This is a genomic window from Aquisalimonas asiatica, assembly GCF_900110585.1.
Classification (GTDB): domain Bacteria; phylum Pseudomonadota; class Gammaproteobacteria; order Nitrococcales; family Aquisalimonadaceae; genus Aquisalimonas; species Aquisalimonas asiatica.
In genome coordinates, this window is record NZ_FOEG01000002.1 from 692,119 (window position 1) to 708,471 (window position 16,353).

Sequence of the window (16,353 nt, forward strand, 5' to 3'; positions counted from 1 at the left end):
ACCGCCAGAACCGCCCCACGACGCCCTCCCCGAGCCCTTCAACCCCCGTATGACGGGGCTTTCGCGACCCACCCCCCTCGTTACTCCGAAGTCTCACGTTATAATGCCCGGCTGAGATGAGTTTCCATCGCAACCACTTGAGACCGAATGACTACCCAAATCGATAAGCTCAAACAGGCGATCAACGAACGAATTCTGTTCCTGGATTGCGGCATGGGGACGAGTATCCAGCAGTATCCCCTGACCGAGGACGACTTCCGCGGCGAGCGGTTCAAGGACCGCCCCGGCGACCTCCAGGGCAACAACGACCTCCTGTCGCTCACGCGTCCGGACATCATCCGCGAGATCCACGCGGACAACCTCGCCGCCGGCGCCGACATCGTCGAGACCAACACCTTCAGCTCCACCACCATTGCCCAGGCGGACTACCACCTGGAAGACCTGGTCCATGAGCTGAACGTGGAGTCCGCGCGCCTGGCCCGCGAGGCCTGCGACGCCGCGGAAGCCGAGAACCCTGGCTGGCCCCGGTTCGTGGCGGGCGCTCTGGGGCCAACCAACCGCACCGCGTCCATCTCGCCGGACGTCAACAACCCCGGCTACCGCAACACCTCCTACGCCGAGCTGCGCGAAGCCTATCTGCAGGCCGCGCGCGGCCTGGTGGAAGGCGGCTCCGATCTCATCCTGATCGAGACCATCTTCGACACCCTGAACGCCAAGGCGGCCATCCATGCCACCGAGGACCTCTTCGACGAGCTGGGTTACCGCCTGCCGGTGATGATCTCCGGCACCATCACCGACGCCTCCGGCCGCACCCTCTCCGGGCAGACCACCGAGGCGTTCTGGAACTCCGTGCGCCATGCCAACCCGTTCACCGTGGGGCTGAACTGTGCCCTGGGCGCCGAGCAGATGCGCCCGTTCGTGGAGGAGATCTCCCGGGTGGCGGACACCTTCGTGGCGATCTACCCCAACGCGGGGCTGCCCAACGAATTCGGCGAATACGACCAGTCGCCGGAGCAGATGGCAAAGTACGTCAAGGACTTCGCCGAGAGCGGCTTCGTCAACATCATCGGCGGCTGCTGCGGCACCACGCCGGAGCACATCAAGGCGCTGCGCGAGGCCACCAAGGACCTGCCGCCGCGCAAGGTGCCGGAGGTGGAGCCGGCCATGCGCCTGTCCGGCCTGGAGCCGTTCAACGCCGGCGCCGACGCCTCGTTCATCAACATCGGCGAGCGCACCAACGTCACGGGCTCGGCACGCTTCAAGCGCCTGATCAAGGAAGGCGACTACGACACCGCCCTGGAAGTGGCCAATGACCAGGTTGAAGGCGGCGCGCAGATCATCGACGTCAACATGGACGAGGGCATGATCGATGCCGTCCAGGCCATGCAGGACTTCCTCAATCTGGTCGCCGCGGAACCGGACATCGCCAAGGTGCCGATCATGATCGACGCCTCCAACTGGGAGGTGCTGGAAGCTGGCCTGCAGTGCACCCAGGGCAAGGCAGTGGTCAACTCCATCTCCCTGAAGGAAGGGGAAGAGCCGTTCCTGGAGCAGGCCGGGAAGCTCAAACGCTACGGCGCCGCCGTGGTGGTCATGGCTTTCGACGAGGAAGGCCAGGCGGACACCCTGCCCCGGCGTATCGAGATCTGCGAGCGCGCCTACAAGCTGCTGGTGGAGAAGGCCGGGTTCCCGGCCGAGGACATCATCTTCGACCCCAACTGCTTCCCGGTGGCCACCGGCATCCCGGAGCACAACAACTACGGCGTGGACTTCATCGAGGCCACCCGCTGGATCAAGGAGAACCTGCCCTACGCCCGGGTCTCCTGCGGGCTGTCGAACCTGTCGTTCTCGTTCCGCGGCAACAACGCCGTGCGCGAGGCCATGCACTCGGCCTTCCTGTATCACGCCATCAAGGCCGGCCTGGACATGGCCATCGTCAACGCCGGGCAGATCGAAGTCTACGATGACATCGACAAGGAACTGCTTGAGCACGTCGAGGACGTCATCCTCAACCGCCGCGAGGACGCCACCGAGCGCCTGCTGGACCTGGCCGAGCGCTACAAGGACCAGGGCGGCAAGAAGAAGGAAGAGGACCTGGCCTGGCGTGAACAGCCGGTGGAGAAGCGCCTGGAACACGCCCTGGTCAAGGGCATTGTCGACTACGTCGAGGATGACACTGAAGAGGCCCGCCAGGCCTATGACCGCCCCATCGAGGTGATCGAGGGGCCGCTCATGGACGGCATGAACGTGGTCGGCGACCTGTTCGGGGACGGCAAGATGTTCCTGCCCCAGGTGGTGAAATCCGCCCGCGTCATGAAAAAGGCCGTGGCGGTGCTGCTGCCCTACATCGAGGCCGAGAAAAAGGAGGGCGAGAAGCCCGCCGCGCACATTCTCATGGCCACGGTAAAGGGGGACGTCCACGACATCGGCAAGAACATCGTCGGCGTCGTGCTCCAGTGCAACAACTTCAAGGTCACCGACATCGGCGTCATGCAGCCGGCGGAGGTGATTCTGGACAAGGCCATTGAGGAAGACGTGGACATCATCGGCCTCTCCGGACTGATCACGCCCTCGCTGGAGCAGATGGTACACGTGGCCAAGGAGATGGAACGCCGCGACATGAAGCAGCCCCTGCTCATCGGCGGCGCCACCACCTCGCGCGTGCACACGGCGGTGAAGATCGACCCGCAGTACACCAACGAGGTCATCTACGTGAAGGATGCCTCGCGTGCAGTGGGTGTTGCCTCCAACCTGCTCAGTGAAACCCGCCGCGCCGACTATGTCGGCAAGCTCAAGGAGGAGTACGACAAGGTCCGCGAGCAGCACGCCGCGCGGCAGAAGAAGCAGAAGTGGATCTCCATCGACAAGGCCCGCGAGAACCGCACGCCGGTTGACTGGGATGCGTTCGAGCCGGTGACACCGAAGCAGCTCGGGCTGCAGGTCCTCGATGACTACCCGCTGGAAGAGCTGACCCGGTACATCGACTGGACACCGTTCTTCAAGAGCTGGGAGCTGGCCGGCAGCTACCCGAAGATCCTCGAGGACGAGGTGGTGGGCGAACACGCCCGCAAGCTGTTCGAGGACGCCAAGGTGATGCTGGAGCAGATGGTCAACGAGAAATGGGTCACCGCCCGCGCCGTGTTCGGCCTGTGGCCGGCCAACGCCGTGGGCGACGACACCGTGCTGTACACGGACGACGCACGTACCGAGGAGCTGGCCACCCTGCACCACCTGCGGCAGCAGAGCGAAAAGCCCGAGGGCCGGCCGAACCAGGCCCTTTCGGACTACGTGGCGCCGAAGGAGACCGGCAAGAAGGATTACATGGGCGCCTTCGCCTGCACGGCAGGTATCGGCATCGACGAGCACATCAAGCGCTTCGAGGCCGACCACGACGACTACAACAGCATCATGGTCAAGGCCCTGGCAGACCGCCTCGCCGAGGCATTTGCCGAGCACCTGCACGAGCGTGTCCGTAAGGAGTACTGGGGCTACCAGCCGGACGAGGACCTGGCCAACGAGGACCTCATCAAGGAGAAGTACCAGGGCATCCGCCCGGCGGCCGGCTATCCGGCCTGCCCGGACCACACGGAGAAGGACCTGCTGTGGGAGCTGCTGGAGCCGGAGCGGCGCATCGGCCTGGAGCTCACCGAAAGCAAGGCCATGGTGCCCACGGCGGCTGTCAGCGGCATCTACATCGGCCACCCCGAGGCGCGCTACTTCGGCCTGGGCAACATCTACCAGGACCAGGTGGAGGACTACGCCAAGCGCAAGGGCATGTCCAAGCGCGAGCTGGAGAGCTGGCTGGCGCCGAACCTCGGGTACGAAGCGGACGACTGAGGCCGAAGGCCGAGGTCACAGGTGTTGGTGGTGGACCTGAAGGTCCACCCTACGCCTGAGCCAGCCAATAAGCGTTCTGATACCAGTAGGGTGGACCTTCAGGTCCACCATGGCTCCAGGGGCTCACTTATCGCTCCTGGCCCACCATGGCTTATGAGGGACCACCGTGCCTTCGGACGGTGGACGTGAACGTCCACCCTACGGGCCGGTGGCCCTGGTCACGCCCGGAACCGGCGCTCGGCGATGCGGTCGGCGATCACTTCCGGCGGTTCCCCTGCCTCCCCGGCTTCCCTGAATACCTGATCGAGCGTGTCACCGATGGCCAGCACCCGCTGGCGCACCTGTGCGGCATCGTAATCGCCCCACTGGGCGCCCACGTCGATGACGCCTCCCGCATTGATCACGTAATCCGGCGCATAGAGGATGCCGCGGCGGTGCAGCTCGCGACCGTGTTCCGGACGCTGGAGCTGGTTGTTGGCCGCGCCGGCCACGATCCGCGCCTGCAGCCCCGGCAGGGTGCGGTCATTGATGGCGGCGCCCATGGCGCAGGGCGCGTAGATGTCCACCGCTTCGCCGTAAATGGTGTCCGCATCCGCCACCCGGGCACCGAAGGCCTCCCTGGCCCGGTCCACGGCAGCCGGATTGATGTCGCTGACCACCAGCGATGCACCGGCCTCGTGCAGGTGCCCCGCCAGCCGGTACCCCACACTGCCCAGCCCCTGAATGGCCACGCTCAGGCCGCGCAGGTCGTCGCGCTGCAGGGCGTGGCGGACTGCCGCGCGGATCCCCGTGAACACACCCAGCGCCGTCGCTGGCGACGGGTCCCCGGTCAGCACTTCGCCATCCGGTCCTTCGGCGGTCATCACGCCGGTGACGAAGCGGGTCTCCTGGGCCAGCACCTGCAGGTCGGGCACACTGATGCCGGAATCCTCGGCGGTGATGTAGCACCCTGCCTGCCGGTCGATGAAGCGCCCCATGGCGCGCATCAGTGCCGGCGTCTTGTGGCGCGCCGGATCGCCGATGATCACCGCCTTGCCGCCACCATGGGCAAGCCCGGCCATGGCGTTCTTGTAGGTCATCCCGCGGGAGAGCCGGAGCACGTCCGTGATCGCCTCCGCCTCCGATTCGTAGGGCCACATCCGCAGGCCACCCAGTCCGGGCCCCAACCGTGTGTTGTGCACGGCGATAATGGCGCGCAGACCGGATACGGGATCATGGCCGAAGCAGACCTGTTCATGGCCATCGAATTCGGGGTGTTCAAGAATGCTCACTGGCGTCCGTCCCTTGTCGCAGTTGGAGTTGGCTCCTCCACCAGTTCGCTGCGCACGCACACCGCCAGATTGCGCGGCACCACCCGGCCACCGCGCTGGAGCAGCAACGTCTTGGTGAACGCCGCACCGAACAGCAGAATCAACGATGAGTAGTACACCCACAATAGCAGCAACACCAGGGAGCCGGCTGCCCCGTAGGGCGACGCCGGCGCCGCGAGCGTGAGGTAGGTGGCGATCACGTAGCGGCCCACCACGAACAGCCCGGCGGTGACAACGGCCCCCGGGAGCACGTCCCGCCAGCTCAGCACCACGTCCGGCAGGATGCGGAAGATCATGGCAAACAGGAGTGTGATCAGGGCCATGGAAAGTACGAACTCCGTCACGCCGACCACGCCCGCGTGCACGGGCAGCCACTCCTCGGCAAAGCGGATCAGCGCCCGCAGCACCACCGTAACGAGCAGCGACACCAGCATCACGAAACCGATGGCGAGCACCACCGCCAGCGACAGCAGCCGGTTCTTCGCCAGGATCAGGAGCCCGCTGCGGGTGGGCCGCGCGATCACGCCCCAGATGGCATTCAGGGAGAGCTGCATCTGCGCGAACACGGTGGTGGCCCCCACCAGCATGGCGGCCAAGCCGATGACAGTCGGCAGCCAGCCCGCCTGCTCCAGGCGCGACGCCGCCACGGCCTGCTCCACCGCCTCGGCGGCATCGGTGCCGATGGCCTCTTCGAGCTGGCCCACGATCTGCCCCTGGGCAGCGTCCTGACCCAGCACCAGGCCGATGATGGCAATGGCAATGATCATCACCGGCGCCAGGGAGAACAGGGTGTAGAAGGCCAGCGCGCCCGCATAGGCAAAGGCGTTGCGCTCCAGCCATAGCCTGACCGTGTCCTTGAGCACCGTGAACCAGAAGCGGCCTGCAGCCAGGGGCATGCCTGTTCCTCCTACGCGGCCGCGAGTGGCCGTTCCCGCCCGGTCAGCCACGCCTTGAGCCGCGCGGCCGTGTCGTCGATGACCAGGTAGAGGCAGGGCACCACCACGAGCGTGAGCAGCATGCCCATGAGCAGCCCGCCGATCACCGTCAGCGCCAGGGGCTGCATGATCTCGGTCCCGGCACCCATGCCCACGGCCAGTGGCGTCATGCCCAGAACCGTGGTCAGGGTGGTCATCAGAATCGGCCGCAGGCGCAGCCCACCGGCGGCGACGGTCGCCCGGGCAACGGACAGCCCGCCGTTGCGCCGCCCCAGTTCGATGTATTCCACCAGCAGTATGGCGTTGTTCACGACGATGCCGATCAGCAGGATCATGCCGATGAGCACTGGCGCGGAGACCACTGTTCCCGTCGCCCAGAGAATCCCGGTGACGCCGATCATCGACAGCGGCGCCGCACTGATGATCACCAGCGGGTTGCTCAACCGCTCGTACTGCACCGCCAGCACCACGAACACCAGGAACACGGCCAGCAGGATCACCGTTCCCAGTTCCCTGTTGGTCTCCTGGATGGTCTCCCACTGGCCGCCGTAGATCAGGCTGTAGCCCTCGGGCAGATCCAGCCCCTCAAGCCGGGCATCCACCTCTGCCATGACGCTGCCCACGTCGTTGACGTCGGTGTTGATGTCGCCGCCAACCCGCACGAGCCGGTTCTGATTCTCACGTTCGATGTGCGCCGGGCTGTCGCCCATGCGGAACTCCGCCACGTCGCGCAGCTGGATCGGTTCACCGTTGTGGCGGAACAGCAGCAGCTCGCCGAGGGTTTCGATGTCCTGGACCTCGTCCCGGGGCAGGCGCACGCGCACGTCGTACTCCTGGTTGCGGGTCATGAACTGGGTCGGCACCGCCCCGTCCACGGCATTGCGCACCGACTGCCCCACATCCGAGACGCGCAACCCCAGGTCCGCCGCCCGCTCCCGATCCACCTGCACGTTGAGCATGGGGCTTTCGTCCTCCCGGCTGAGCTCGACGCCTTCGAGACCGGGGATGCCCTCCAGCCGCGAGGTGATCTCGCGCGCCGCGGCGCCCATGGTCTCCAGGTCTTCCCCCATGACCCCGATCATCAGATCATCACCGCGCGTGGCGAACCGCAGCCCGTCAATGCGCGGCGGTCGCACGCTGATGCGGGCACCGGGAATGTCCAGCGCGTCCAGCCGTTGCTGCGCTTCCTCCACCCACCGGCCGGCGGGCATGTCCGGCCGCTCTCCGGCCGGCGCCAGCTGCACCCGGCTGCGGGCCGTGGATGGCCGTTCGTTGATGATGCCGCCGCTGAAGTGGCCGCCTACGATGGTAAACATGCTCTCCACGTGCGGCATCGCCTCGATTTCCTCCTCCACCAGGCGCTTGGCGGCGTCGGTGTCCCGGGGCGACGTGCCGGGCGGGAGGAACAGGCGCACATTGACGTTGCCGTCATCCACCTGCGGCAGGAATTCGTTGCCCAGATCGGTGAAGACCGGCACGGCTGCGGCCATGGCCACAGCCGCGCTGGCGATGACGGCCCAACGCCAGCGCAGGATACGCGGCATCACGCGGCGGTAGCCCCCACGGGTGCGATCCATGAGCCAGTTAAAGGCCCGGAACGGAGCCGTTTGCCCCAGATGGCTACGGAACCGGACGCCGCCGAGTACCGCCGCCAGCATCGGGACCAGCGTAACCGCGGCGGCCAGGGTCGCCACGATGGCGAAGGAGATGGTGAGGATCAGCTCCCGGAAGATCAGCGACGCCACGCCGGTGATCAACAGGAACGGCAGCACCGCCGCCAGGTTGGTGGCCGTGCCGGCGGTGATGGCGGAGATCACCTCCCGGGAGCCGTCGTGGGCCGCATCCCGGGACGACTTGCCGAGTTTGTCCCGGTGGCGGGAGATGTTCTCCAGCATGACAATGGCGTTGTCCAGCAGCAGGCCGACACCCAGGGCCAGCCCGCCCAGACTCATGATGTTCAGGGTCAGCCCGCCCGCACCCATCATGGCGAACGTGGCCATGATGGCGATGGGGATGGACAGCCCGATCACGAACGCCTTGCGCAGGCTACCGAGGAAGAACAGCACCATCAGCATCGCCAGGGTACCGCCGAGCACCGCCGCGGTGGCGACGCCGGTGACGGCTCCACGGACGAAGAACGCCGGGTCGCGCGTGGTCTGGAAGCGAATGTCCTCGGGCACGAAGCCCGAGCGCTCCAGGCCGGCCATGGTGTCGTTGAGGCTGTCCACCACCTCCACGGTATTGGCCGCCGGCAGTTTGAATGCGGACACCTGGGCGGCGGACACGCCATTCAGGCGGGCCAGCACGCGCTGCTCCTGGAAGCCGTCGCGCACCTCCGCCACGTCGGTGATGGGCACATGCTGCGCGTTGTTGCCCGGCATGGGCAGGAGCACATTGCGGATGTCGTCCACGGACGTGAACAGCCCGTCCGTTTTCGCCATGACGTCGAAGGAGTCGGAGGTGACCCAGCCGGCGGCGATGTCGGCGTTCTCGCGCGCCAGAGCATCCAGCAGATCATCGAACCCCATGCCGTAGGACCGTAAGCGCGCCTGATCGGCGATCACCTCCATCTCGCGCACCATGCCGCCGGCGGCCTCCACCCCCGAGACGCCGTGGATGGCGATCAGCTGGGGCACGAGCTGGTTGTCCACCCAGTCCCGCACCGCCGCCTCCGAGCGCACGCTGGAGCTGAAACCGGCCTGCCAGACCGCATCCTGGGAGGCATCGAACTTGTACAGCCGCGGCGGCTCGATGTCGGGCGGCAGCTGGGTGCGGGCCAGTTCCAGGTGGCGCGAGGCGTCCTGCAGCGCCACGTCCAGGTTGGTGCCGAACTCGAAGAACAGGTTGACGTTGGTGCGCCCCTGGGAGGCACGGCTGTCGATGGTGACCAGATTCTCGGTGGCGGCGAGCTCGCGCTCGAGCACGCGTGTGACCTGCTCCTCCATGACTTCCGGCGCCACGCCCGGGTAGTTCACGGTCACCCGGATCTGCGGGTACTCCACGTGGGGCAGCAGATCCACCGGCAGGCGATCGAGAAAGAACAGCCCCAGGACGAACACCACCGACGCCAGCGCCAGCGTGCCGATGGGCCTGCGGATGGCGGCATTGGCCGGACTTCGCCGGTGCCGGGTGATACGTTCCATGGTGTGCTACCTGTTCGTGGTGGCGGGTCAGTCCCGCCAGGTGACGATGCGCACGGCGTCACCGTCCTGCAGATCGCCGGGATTGCTGGCGAGCACCACATCACCGGCCTCGAGGCCCTCGCGGATGATGGTCCACTCGCCACGTGCGGTATCGGGCTCCACCTCCCGCTCGACCAGGCGCTCGTCCTCGATGACGAACACGAATTGCCGCCCGTCCCGGTCACTGATGGCATCGGCCGGCACGGCCAGCACGTCCTCGCGCCGGTCAACGGCCATGCGGATCCGCCCCAGGAACCCGGGCCGCACCCCCTCGGCCGCGGCATCGGCGGGAAGCGACACCTCGACGGTGACCAACCGGCTATCATGGGACGCCATGGGAAAGATCCTGCGCACCTCACCGGTAAGCGCACGCCCCGGCATGGCGTCCAGCCGGATGGGCACGGCCATGCCCGGGCTGAGATGGACCACCTCCCGCTCGGACACGCCCGGCCGCATGACCAGCTCATCCATCACCGCCAGTTCGAACAGGGTCTGGCGGGCATCCACCGCTTCTCCCGGCTCCACGTAGCGCGCGGTCACCACGGCGTCACGGGGCGCCTCGACCCGCCCGAACGCCACACGACTCTCCCACACACGGCGCTCACTCTCCGCCACCAGTACGGCCGCCTCGTCGCGTTGCAGCTGCGCGGCGCTGGCGACGCCCTGGTCGTTGAGTTCGCGGGTGCGTTCATACTGACTGCGGGCGTCCCGCTCCTGGGCCCGGGCGCGCGCCAGTTCCGCCTGCTCTTCGGAGACGTCCAGCCGCGCCATGACGTCCCCCGCCTCGACCCGGTCACCGATCTCCGGGCCGACCTCGTCCAGCGTTCCATTCGCCCGGCTGGCCAGCCGGATCTGCACCCGCGGCTGGACCGCGGCTGACACCGACAGGCGCCGCGAGAGGTCGCGGGGCTCCATCTCCACCGCAGCCACGGGCGTGCGCTGCTGCTCCTCGGAATCCGCCTGCTGGGGTGCGTCGTCGCACGCCGCCAGCATCACCCCCAACAAGGCGATCAGGCAGAGCGGAATGATACGGGTCGCGATGCCCGGTGGTGGCATGTCTGGTGCCCCTCGATGCCTTGGGTGTATGCCGTTGGGACGCGCCTGGCCGTTGGTCACCGGGAAGGCGGACAGGTTCACTGCTCACCGAGCAGACGGGTCGCCTCCACCGGCGTGAGCTCCAGGCCGGAGAGCTCGGCGAGATTGTTGGAGCGGATCATGGACTGGATCTCCGCGACGTAGGCCTCGCCCCGCTCCGAGTAACGCTCAAGCCCCGTGGCCAGGTACAGCCCGGAGAGGCCGTCACCGTCCGCTCTGGCCTGTTCGCGGACATCCCGCAGACCGCTGTAGGCGTCACCGACGTTGATGGTATAGAGATAATTGCGCACTGACGCCCTCAAGTTCGGGAACACACGCACAAAATGGGTTGCTCCCGCCGCGCGGCGCTCGGGGACGATGCCGCGGTTCTCATGCCACGTCCACACGCCGAAGAGGTTGTTTGCCTCCCGGGTGAACCGCGATTGCCCCCAGCCGCTCTCGTTGGCCGCCTGGGCCAGCGCCATATCCGCCGGCACCACATCCACACGGCGCAGGAGCTCCTCCCTGAAGTCCGCGCTGTTGAGGTCTCCATCCACCCGGAAACGGTCGGCCAACGTCTGCAGCAGCCGCGCCTCCCGGGAATCCTGCTCAACGTCGCCCTCGGCGAAGATGGTCTGGATCCGCTCGCGGGTCGCCAGCATGACCTGGTTCTCGGCGAGCACCAGCGGCAACAACGTGCGGAAGAACAGTGAGCGACGCTCGTCCACGGTCAGGTCACCCAAGGGCGGGAAGGCACGCACGGACACCGCGGGCACGGTGGACTCCGGCGGCCAGTCGTAATCGACGGCCGCAAAGGCCTCCTCCAGCTCCTCGGCAGAGCTGGCGCGCAACTCGACCAGCGGTGGCAGCACGTCCTGGCGCTCGTCGTAGGTGATGTCCGCGGGCAGCTCCGGGATCTCCTCGGGCAGTTCCTCGTCCCGTTCCAGCATCCCGGCCGGCGGGGGCGTCTCGTCACTCTGCAACAACGCCCACCCGGCGAACACCAGCAACACGGCCAGCGCCACCATGCCCGCCAACACCCAGCGCCGGTACTCGGCCACGCGCTCGAACCACCCGGAATCCGGTTGTGCCACGTCACGCCTCCCGCGGTCTTCACCGCTTGTTACTGCCCCTGGGTACCCGGCCGGGCACTCAGTGTGATGCTCACCTGCCGGCGCTGACCGTCCCGCAATACGGTCAACGTGGCCTCATCATCGGGCCGCGTCGCCTCGAGGCTGGCGAACAGCTCGGCCACGCTGGTGGTGGGCTCGCCGTTGATCGCGACGATTACGTCACCGCCCATGGGCACACGGTGCGGCCCGTAACGCACACGGTGCTGCCCGTCGCCACCACGCAGGCCGGCCGCCTCCGCCTCGCTTCCGGGCTGCACATGCGTCACCAGGATGCCCTGCCGGACTGGCAGCCCGCCCGCAGACGCCAGCGCCGGCGTCAGTGCCAGCCCGCGCACGTCGATCCAGCCGCGGGTCACGCGCCCCTCGCGGAGAATCTGCCCGACCACGCGGTCCACGGCGTTCACCGGCACCGCCAGGCCAATGCCGACGCTGCCCGGCCCCGGGGAGATCATCATGGTGTTCACGGCAATCACCCGCCCCCGAGAGTCCAGCAGCGGGCCGCCCGAGTTGCCGGGATTGATGGCGGCGTCGGTCTGGACGAGATCGCGCATGATGAATCCCGAGTCCGTCTGCACGGGGCGGTTCAGTGCCGAGACCACACCGGTGGTCAGGGTCCCTTCGAGCCCGAACGGATTGCCCAGCGCGTACACGCTCTGACCCACCTGCAGTTCGTCGCTCCTGCCCCGGGGCAGGGTGGTGAGTTCGCGGCCCTGGGGGTTGAACCGCAGCACGGCGAGGTCCAGCTCCGGGTCCGTGCCCACCACCTCGGCGCGGTAGAGGCTGCCATCATAGAGCGTCACGATCAGGCGCTGACCGCGCTCGACCACGTGATGATTGGTGACCACCGTCCCCTGCTGGTCAATGATGAAACCACTGCCGGTGCCGGAGTCCGGGAACGGCCTACCGAACCGCGTGCGGTAGGCGCTTAGCGAGGTGATGTTGACCACACCACGGATGCGATCACGGTAGACGCTGACGGTATTGAGCTCGTCGTCCTGCAGGCCCTCGGTGCGCAACGGCGGCTGTGGACGCTCCTGGGGAACACCCTGGGTAAAGGGGAACGCCACACGATCCAGCAGCTCCGGCGCGGGCCGGGGCGGCTCACTGGTGGCGCAGCCCACCAGAACCAGCGCGCAGGCGGCGATAATCCAGGCGCGGCGGGCAGTTGACGGAAAAACCATACGGGGTGGCCCTCGGCCGATCGTCCATTCAGGGTCACCAACCTGGCCCCGCATTGCAACACCCAGTGACGCCCCGCCGCCCCCGTCCGTTACAATCACCGGATCGGCCACCCACTGAAAGGAGCACGCCATGGCGGCGGACACCCCGACCGGCGACCTCATGCTGCGCACCCTGGCCATGCCGGCCGACACCAATCCGTCCGGCGACATCTTCGGCGGCTGGCTGCTGTCGCAGATGGACGTGGGTGGCAGCCTGCTTGCCGCCGAGTACTCGCGGGGCCGGGTCGCCACCGTGGCGGTGGAGTCCATGAAGTTCCATCTGCCGGTGTATGTAGGCGATGTACTGTGCTGCTACGCCAGCATGAACCGCGTTGGCCGCACTTCCATGACGGTGGACGTGCAGGCCTGGGTGCTCCGGGCCGGTGATCAGGAGCGCGGGCGTCTGCTGGTCACCGAGGGTCTGTTCACCTACGTGGCCCTGGACGCCGACGGCCGGCCCCGCCCGGCGAAGGACTGAACCGTGCCGGTCACCATCGACGCCATCCGCGAAGCGGCCGACAAGCTCGAGGGCAGCATCCAGCACACCCGCTGTGATCACTCCCGCACGCTCTCCGCCATGCTCGGCGCGGAGCTGTATCTGAAGTTCGAGAACCACCAGTTCACTGCAGCATTCAAGGAACGGGGCGCGCTGAACCGCCTGCTGGCGCTGTCGCCGGAGGAACAGGCGCGGGGCGTGATTGCCATGTCCGCCGGCAACCACGCCCAGGCCCTGGCGTACCACGCCGGCCGGCTCGGGATCGGCGCGACCATCGTCATGCCCCGGCACACGCCGAACATGAAGGTCGCCAACACGCGCCGTTTCGGCGCCGACGTGCGGCTGGAGGGCAGCGGTGTCGCCGAGGCCGGCGCCTTCGCCGAGCGCCTCGCCGCGGAGCGGGGTCATGTGTTCGTCCATCCCTACGACGACGACCACGTCATTGCCGGTCAGGGCACCATCGCCCTGGAAATGCTGGCGACGGTGCCAAATCTGGACACCCTGGTGGTGCCCATCGGCGGCGGCGGGCTGATCAGCGGCATGGCCGTGGCCGCCCGGGCCATCAAACCGGATATCGAGATCATCGGCGTGCAGAGCAGCCGCTTTCCGGCCATGAAACAGGCCATCGCCGGCGACCCCGTCTCCACGGGGCCGGCGACCATTGCCGAAGGTATCGCCGTGAAGGTGCCCGGGGGGCGCACCCTGCCCCTGATCCGCGATCTCGTCTCCGACATCCTGCTGGTGGACGAGGCGCAGCTGGAGCAGGCCATACTCCTGCTGCTGGAGATCGAGAAGACCGTGGTTGAGGGTGCTGGCGCCGCCGGCCTCGCCGCGATCCTGGCGCACCCCGAGCGGTTCAGGGACAAACGCGTGGGCACCGTGCTGTGCGGCGGCAACATCGACCTGCTGCCCCTGTCGTCGGTGATCCAGCGCGGCCTTGTGCGCACCGACCGCGTGGTGCGGGTGCGCGTCGGCGTGCCGGATGTGCCCGGCGCCCTGGCCGACCTCACACGGGTGCTGGCCGATCACAACGCCGGCATCATCCAGATCGGGCACCAGCGCCAGTTCACCGATCTGCCCCTGCGCGCCGTGGAGGTGGAGACCACCCTGGAGACCTTGGGTGCCGACCACACCCGCGAGCTGATCCAGGCGTTGCGGGACCACGGCTACGACCCGGTACTGCCCGACCGGGCGGATCACCCTGACATGCACCCGGACGAACGGCGCGGCGCACCATGACGCGGCGCCGACACGGGCGGCGGCTGGCGAGCCTGGCCGCCGTTCTCGCCATATTCACGGCGATTTTCGCCAGCAACGTCCCCACACCGCTGTACGCCGTGTGGCAGGTGCACTGGGAGTTCACGTCCACCGCGCTGACGGCGGTGTTTGCCGTCTACGTGGTGGGCGTGATCGCCATGCTGCCCACCATCGGCGCTCTGTCGGACGTGGCCGGCCGCCGCGAAGTGCTGGTGCCCGGCCTGCTCTGCATCGCCGCGGCGGGTGTGGTCTTTGCCGTGGCGACCAACATCTACTGGCTCGGCGCCGGCCGTCTGCTCACCGGCGTGGGCACCGGCATCGTCACCGGCACCGCCACGGCGGCCCTGGTGGAACTGGATCCCGACAACAACTGGGTGCGGGCAGCGGCCATCTCGGCGCTCACCTTCACCGCCGGCGCCACCGCCGGCCCGTTGTTCAGCTCCGCGCTGCTGCACCTGGGTCTCTGGCCGCTGGTCACGCCCTTCGTCGTGGTGGGCCTGCTGGCACTGACCACGGCCGTCCTGCTGGTGTCCGTGCGCTGGCCCCGGCGCATTGGCCGCCGGCGCCCCGACTTCCGCCTGCGGGACTGGCGGCCCACGCGGCTGTCCGTGCCCAGGCCCATTCTCGGCAGTTTCCTGTTCGCCGGTGCCGCCATGTGCCTGTCCTGGTCCGCAGGCAGCCTGTATGCCTCCCTGGGGCCATCACTGGCGACGGAGCTGGTGGCCATCGACAACCGGGCGCTGGCCGGGCTGTACGCCGCGGCGTTCCAGCTCGTGGCCGGTATCGGCCAGTTTACGGCCCGTCGCCAGGAACCGCGACAGACCCTGTTGTTCGGCCCTGTCCTGCTGGCTGCCGGCATGACCATCTGCGTGACCGGCATCGTGCTGATCTCGCCGCTGATCTTCGCTGTGGGCACGGTCACCACGGCATTCGGGGCCGGCGTCACGGCCATCGGCGCGGTGGCAACGGTCAGTCGCGAGGCGCCGGCAGACCGCCGCGGCGAGATTGTCTCCAGCTTCTACGTGCTGGCCTACCTGACCATGGCCTCGGTGGTGCTTGGGGTGGGCTCGGCCAGCGACTGGATCGGCCTGCGGCAGACCATGGTCGGCCTGGGTGGCCTCACCCTGCTGGCGGCGGGTATGGTGATTGCGGTGGGGCTGCGCAGCGGCCGTGTCGGCGTCCGGCGGCCCGCCCAGCCCGCCGCCGACAGGAACAACTCACGACAACCCGAGGCATGACACCATGCAATACCTGCACACCATGGTCCGGATCAGCGATATCGACGACTCCCTCGACTTCTACTGCAACAAGCTCGGCATGGTGGAGATCAGCCGCAGGGAGGAAGAAGCCGGCCGCTTCACGCTGATCTTCCTGGCGGCGCCGGAGGACGCGGAACGGGCCCGCGAGGACAAGGCGCCCATGATCGAACTGACCTGGAACTGGGACCCGGAAGAGCTGGACGGCGGGCGCAACTTCGGCCACCTGGCCTATCGGGTCCAGGACATCTACGCCCTGTGCCGCTCGCTCATGGACGCCGGCGTCACCATCAATCGCCCGCCCCGCGACGGCCGCATGGCGTTCGTGCGCTCGCCCGACGGGGTCTCCATCGAGCTGCTGCAGAAAGGCGACCCGCTGCCGGAGCAGGAGCCGTGGAAGTCCATGGAGAACATCGGGACCTGGTAGCCCCATGGGCGTTGCGGGTTGGCCGGGCGGATACGCCGGAACAGGTAGACGCCGGACCTGAAGGTCCGGCCTACGCCCGACCGCCCGACCGCCCGACCGCCCGACCGCCCGACCGCCCGACCGCCCGACCGCCCGACCGCCCGACCGCCCGACCGCCCGGACCGCCCGGACCGCCCGGACCGCCCGGACCACCCGGACCACCCGGACCACCCGGACCACCCGGACC

At 67.9% G+C, this 16,353-nt stretch carries 11 protein-coding genes; 5 read left to right on the forward strand and 6 right to left on the reverse strand.

Going from position 1 to position 16,353, the window contains the following annotated elements; all coding sequences use genetic code 11:
- Positions 1 to 147 precede the first annotated feature (147 nt).
- Complete coding sequence (gene metH, locus BMZ02_RS07920) at positions 148 to 3,837, forward strand: methionine synthase (protein ID WP_091641750.1); 3,690 nt, start codon at positions 148 to 150, stop codon at positions 3,835 to 3,837.
- 218 nt (positions 3,838 to 4,055) lie between these two features.
- Here metH and BMZ02_RS07925 read toward each other — a convergent pair whose 3' ends face one another.
- The 6 genes from BMZ02_RS07925 to BMZ02_RS07950 form a co-directional block, all read right to left on the reverse strand.
- Positions 4,056 to 5,108 carry a Glu/Leu/Phe/Val dehydrogenase dimerization domain-containing protein gene (locus BMZ02_RS07925; protein WP_091641753.1) on the reverse strand — a complete coding sequence of 351 codons (1,053 nt, stop codon included), beginning with the start codon at positions 5,106 to 5,108 and terminating at the stop codon, positions 4,056 to 4,058.
- Positions 5,105 to 6,043, reverse strand: a complete 939-nt coding sequence (locus BMZ02_RS07930; protein WP_091641755.1) for a YihY/virulence factor BrkB family protein — start codon at positions 6,041 to 6,043, stop codon at positions 5,105 to 5,107. Before BMZ02_RS07930 ends, BMZ02_RS07925 begins: the two co-directional genes overlap by 4 nt.
- Before the next feature lie 11 nt (positions 6,044 to 6,054).
- Positions 6,055 to 9,225: an efflux RND transporter permease subunit gene (locus BMZ02_RS07935; RefSeq protein ID WP_091641758.1), complete on the reverse strand. Its 3,171-nt coding sequence runs from the start codon at positions 9,223 to 9,225 to the stop codon at positions 6,055 to 6,057.
- Between the two features lie 27 nt (positions 9,226 to 9,252).
- A complete protein-coding gene (locus tag BMZ02_RS07940) occupies positions 9,253 to 10,320 on the reverse strand; it encodes an efflux RND transporter periplasmic adaptor subunit (protein ID WP_091641761.1) in 1,068 nt (355 codons plus the stop codon).
- 77 nt (positions 10,321 to 10,397) lie between these two features.
- Positions 10,398 to 11,432 (reverse strand): glucosaminidase domain-containing protein, encoded by a 1,035-nt coding sequence (locus BMZ02_RS07945; RefSeq protein ID WP_091641764.1) that lies wholly within the window; start codon positions 11,430 to 11,432, stop codon positions 10,398 to 10,400.
- Positions 11,433 to 11,461: 29 nt separating this feature from the next.
- Positions 11,462 to 12,652 (reverse strand): S1C family serine protease, encoded by a 1,191-nt coding sequence (locus BMZ02_RS07950; protein ID WP_171909854.1) that lies wholly within the window; start codon positions 12,650 to 12,652, stop codon positions 11,462 to 11,464.
- A gap of 130 nt (positions 12,653 to 12,782) precedes the next feature.
- Between BMZ02_RS07950 and BMZ02_RS07955 the strand changes: the two genes are divergently transcribed.
- From BMZ02_RS07955 to BMZ02_RS07970, 4 genes are read left to right on the forward strand one after another with little or no spacing between them, the layout of a single operon-like run.
- Positions 12,783 to 13,169 carry an acyl-CoA thioesterase gene (locus tag BMZ02_RS07955; protein ID WP_091641975.1) on the forward strand — a complete coding sequence of 129 codons (387 nt, stop codon included), beginning with the start codon at positions 12,783 to 12,785 and terminating at the stop codon, positions 13,167 to 13,169.
- Between the two features lie 3 nt (positions 13,170 to 13,172).
- Entirely contained in the window at positions 13,173 to 14,426 is a 1,254-nt protein-coding gene (locus tag BMZ02_RS07960; RefSeq protein WP_091641768.1) for a threonine ammonia-lyase, read from the forward strand.
- A complete protein-coding gene (locus BMZ02_RS07965; protein ID WP_091641771.1) occupies positions 14,423 to 15,682 on the forward strand; it encodes an MFS transporter in 1,260 nt (419 codons plus the stop codon). Before BMZ02_RS07960 ends, BMZ02_RS07965 begins: the two co-directional genes overlap by 4 nt.
- 4 nt (positions 15,683 to 15,686) lie before the next feature.
- Positions 15,687 to 16,127: a VOC family protein gene (locus tag BMZ02_RS07970; RefSeq protein ID WP_091641774.1), complete on the forward strand. Its 441-nt coding sequence runs from the start codon at positions 15,687 to 15,689 to the stop codon at positions 16,125 to 16,127.
- The last annotated feature ends 226 nt before the right edge of the window (positions 16,128 to 16,353 follow it).

Coding starts and splice junctions, on each gene's coding strand:
- BMZ02_RS07965 (WP_091641771.1), top strand. CDS start 14,423: ATGACGCGGCGCCGACACGGGCGGCGGCTGGCGAGCCTGGCCGCCGTT.
- BMZ02_RS07930 (WP_091641755.1), bottom strand. CDS start 6,043: ATGCCCCTGGCTGCAGGCCGCTTCTGGTTCACGGTGCTCAAGGACACG.
- BMZ02_RS07950 (WP_171909854.1), bottom strand. CDS start 12,652: ATGGTTTTTCCGTCAACTGCCCGCCGCGCCTGGATTATCGCCGCCTGC.
- BMZ02_RS07970 (WP_091641774.1), top strand. CDS start 15,687: ATGCAATACCTGCACACCATGGTCCGGATCAGCGATATCGACGACTCC.
- BMZ02_RS07935 (WP_091641758.1), bottom strand. CDS start 9,225: ATGGAACGTATCACCCGGCACCGGCGAAGTCCGGCCAATGCCGCCATC.
- metH (WP_091641750.1), top strand. CDS start 148: ATGACTACCCAAATCGATAAGCTCAAACAGGCGATCAACGAACGAATT.
- BMZ02_RS07940 (WP_091641761.1), bottom strand. CDS start 10,320: ATGCCACCACCGGGCATCGCGACCCGTATCATTCCGCTCTGCCTGATC.
- BMZ02_RS07955 (WP_091641975.1), top strand. CDS start 12,783: ATGGCGGCGGACACCCCGACCGGCGACCTCATGCTGCGCACCCTGGCC.